A 3,302-nucleotide genomic window follows, 5' to 3' on the forward strand; every position below is an offset into this window, starting at 1 on the left:
TGTACACAGTTTTTTTACTTTCATTTCCAAAATTCCCACCATTCTTTTGAATTAGATTTTTGGTTGTAATTGTCAGAATAACCGTTATAATTTAATACTAATTTTGCGTAATGATTGACTAGAAAATATTTATGTTCAATATATTTTTCAATTTGTTTTTCAATTCTAGGGCTTTTGAATTTTATTAAATCACAAAAAACTATTCCCTCTATTTCATAAATGAATTCCATTTTTTTGCATTCATTATATGCTATTAATTCCATTTCTTTATCACCATTATTTATCTCGTTAATAAAGCTAGCCCATTTTATTTTTTCAAATGATGAAGATGATTTTTTTAATTGTTTAAAAATCGCAGGTATAGATTTTTCAGACTTTATGTGAACTAATGTTTCTGCAATTAAATAGTCATTATCAGTTTCTAATAATTCAATTAGTCGTTTTTCTATATATTTTATTTGCTCTTGATTTAATTCCGCAATTATTTCTTCATTTGAAAAACAATCTCTTTCCTCTCTAGTTTTTGGTGGAATAATTTTCTTTAGAAGTAATTCGTTTTCTCTCATTGACAACAGTTTTTATTCTTAATCTCCTTTTCCGACTGGAACTATGACAAAAGCAAAATCAATTTCATTCGGCACTCCATAATCAGTCAAATATTTGCCTCCAAGTCCACTAACTTGCGATTTTTTGTCCTCAACTTCAAGTCCATATGTTTCTCCGAACATAAACTTAACTCCATTATCTAATTTAAGAGTATCTTTATCTGAAACGTTGAATACTTTAAATTCCCTCGGTTTAATAATTAAGTCTTTTATAATTCCAATATTTTCCGTGGTTTCGTTGTAAAGGAAAACCTTATATTTTTTTCCTGTTTTATTGTATTTCGCGGGTATTATTGAAACTTCAATTCCTTTTTCGATAAAGACGTTTCCGTGCGAATCAGTCCACTTTTTTTCCTTTGGCTTTTCCATTGGGTCAAAACCATACATAAATTTATTGAGTTGACCATTCGAGCTTTCCAGTCCGACAATATCCATTAATTCCTCAAAATACATACAAACTCTCTCTCTATCTTCGGTATCTAATTCCAGATAAATATCCGCAAACCTTGAAAGTCCAATTCCGATTTTTTCTTGATATTTTTTATCAGTAGGTTTTTCAGATTCTGCAACATTCTTAAAATCAGTCGCAATTTTGTTTATTTTTTTCGTGAAAATTGGTCGCATTTTTTCGTCTGCAATTCCAGGATAGAAATTCGGATATGGTTGTTCAACAAACTTTTTCTTTGCAATGAATTCCGAAAACTTTTCATTCGCATTTTCTGGTGTTTTCATTTCAGTTGCATTTTGTCCGCAAGCAGATAATGTAAATAGGATTAATAAAATTTGAATGTATTTCGTCATTTCTCAAATTGTGTACAACGGGTTGTGTATGGCTTCGTTGCGTATTTAAAGGTAATTTTTTCGGATTAGCAAAAGCCAAATGTTTACATTTTGTTTTTATCTTTCATTTTTAATTCAAATTTAAAAATTTGGTGATCTTTGAAAATATGCTTTAACTTTGGTTAGGCAATTACTAGCAATGAGTTATACACGGTGTTCTCTGCAGGCTTTTTATATGGATTAATAAAATCTAACTTATATTTATTAGTTCATTTTTTTAAATTAAAAATTAGCACACCACAAATTGTTATGATTCCTCCAATTATGGTAGACGTAATTGGTATTTCTTTTATCCAAATAGCTCCAATAATTATTGTTATTATTGGAATAATGTATAAGAATACAGTTGCTGATTGTACATTCATTTTTGACAAAACATAAGTCCAAGTTAAATAACCAATTGAGCCTGGAAAAACACCAAGATATAAAACTGACAAATGATTATATATGCTTGCTTTTTTTAAATTTTCTGTGTTTTCTAATAATAAAAAAGGTAACAAACAAAAGGTTCCAATCCACACAGAGTAACAAATTAAACTAAGAGGCGAGTATTTTTTTAATAATGGTTTTTGAAGTAAAAAAAACACACTTTGAGAGAAAGCTGCAAGTAGGATTAAAAAGATACTCTTATTTAGATTTAACGCACCTCCCTCTGCAAAACAAATTAAACCAACACCAAAAAGACTGATAATGGTTCCAAGATAAGCTTTAGAATTTATTTTTTCTTTTAAAAATATTATAGAAAGTAACAATGTTAACATTGGAACAGTATTTATTATAAAACTAGCTGCACTAACAGTCACATTTAATTCGCCATAATTTAATGCAAGATTATATATTGTAATACCTGTAAATCCTATAAAAAAAAATCTAGGTAAATCTTTTAAAATTATGCGATCAATTTTTTTGAAAAACGAAATTAATAGAAGTGTTAAGGAAGCAATTATAAATCTCCAAACAGATAATTGAATCGGTGTATATCCATCTAATGCTGCTTTTATTCCTACAAATGCAGAAGCCCATAAAATGATAGTAATTATTAATGAGAGATATACTAAAGGTTGTTTTGTCATACAATTATTAATTATAAATTAATGTCGTCAAAAATATTAGTAATTGATATCTCGGCAAATTTTTATAACTGAAAAATTTTTATTTTTAACTGAAAAATTTTCAGTAAGGGTATATTTTATTATGATGTAACTTTACATTTATGGAAATCAAATATTTTAGATTAATAAAAACCATTACCGAAGAGGGGAGCATTGTTAATTCATCTAAAAGGTTATTTTTAACTCAATCCGCTTTAAGTCATCAATTAAAGGAGTTAGAGGAACAACTTGGTTTTAAAGTGTTTCATAGAGCTCGAAATAAATGGGAGTTAACAGAGGAGGGTAATGAGTTATATAAATTAGCAAATAATATTTTTGCCAGTATTGAAAAGTGTTTTGATAAGATTCAGAAAATAACAACGGGTTCGGTAGGGAGTATTGGAGTTAGTACAAAGTGCTTTTCTTTTTATCAAGGATTGCCTAATTTTATTCAAAAAATGGGATTATTATATCCTGAAATTACTGTTGATCTAATTCTTGAAGCTACCCATCAACCCATTGCAAAGATTTTATCAAATGAAATTGATATAGCCATAGTTACATCAAACCCTGAAAACGAGTTATTATTAAGTGTTGAAGTCTTTGAAGATGAAATTTTTGCTATTATGCATAAAGAAAATTTATTAAATAAAGTTGAATTTCTTGATGTTAGTTGTTTTTCTGATATACATCTAATTATCCACTCCTTTCCTTTAGAAACGGTTTCTGTTTATGAACAATTTTTGAATCCAAGTAAAATTATGCC

General features: G+C 28.0%; 4 protein-coding genes. 1 reads left to right on the forward strand and 3 read right to left on the reverse strand.

What is annotated here, in order from left to right:
* Window positions 1–20: 20 nt before the first annotated feature.
* The 3 genes from CXF67_RS08840 to CXF67_RS08850 all read right to left on the reverse strand — a co-directional run bounded on the left by CXF67_RS08840 (window position 21) and on the right by CXF67_RS08850 (window position 2,518).
* Window positions 21–566, reverse strand: a complete 546-nt coding sequence (locus tag CXF67_RS08840; protein ID WP_102088427.1) for a hypothetical protein — start codon at window positions 564–566, stop codon at window positions 21–23.
* 18 nt (window positions 567–584) lie between these two features.
* Window positions 585–1,337 (reverse strand): DUF4844 domain-containing protein, encoded by a 753-nt coding sequence (locus tag CXF67_RS08845; protein ID WP_257984638.1) that lies wholly within the window; start codon window positions 1,335–1,337, stop codon window positions 585–587.
* 317 nt (window positions 1,338–1,654) lie between these two features.
* Entirely contained in the window at window positions 1,655–2,518 is an 864-nt protein-coding gene (locus CXF67_RS08850) for a DMT family transporter (protein ID WP_102088429.1), read from the reverse strand.
* A gap of 140 nt (window positions 2,519–2,658) precedes the next feature.
* Between CXF67_RS08850 and CXF67_RS08855 the strand changes: the two genes are divergently transcribed.
* A partial coding sequence (locus CXF67_RS08855; RefSeq protein ID WP_102088430.1) for a LysR family transcriptional regulator occupies window positions 2,659–3,302 on the forward strand: 644 nt, incomplete at its 3' end.

The sequence above is a fragment of the Psychroflexus sp. MES1-P1E genome, from assembly GCF_002836055.1.
GTDB lineage: Bacteria > Bacteroidota > Bacteroidia > Flavobacteriales > Flavobacteriaceae > Psychroflexus.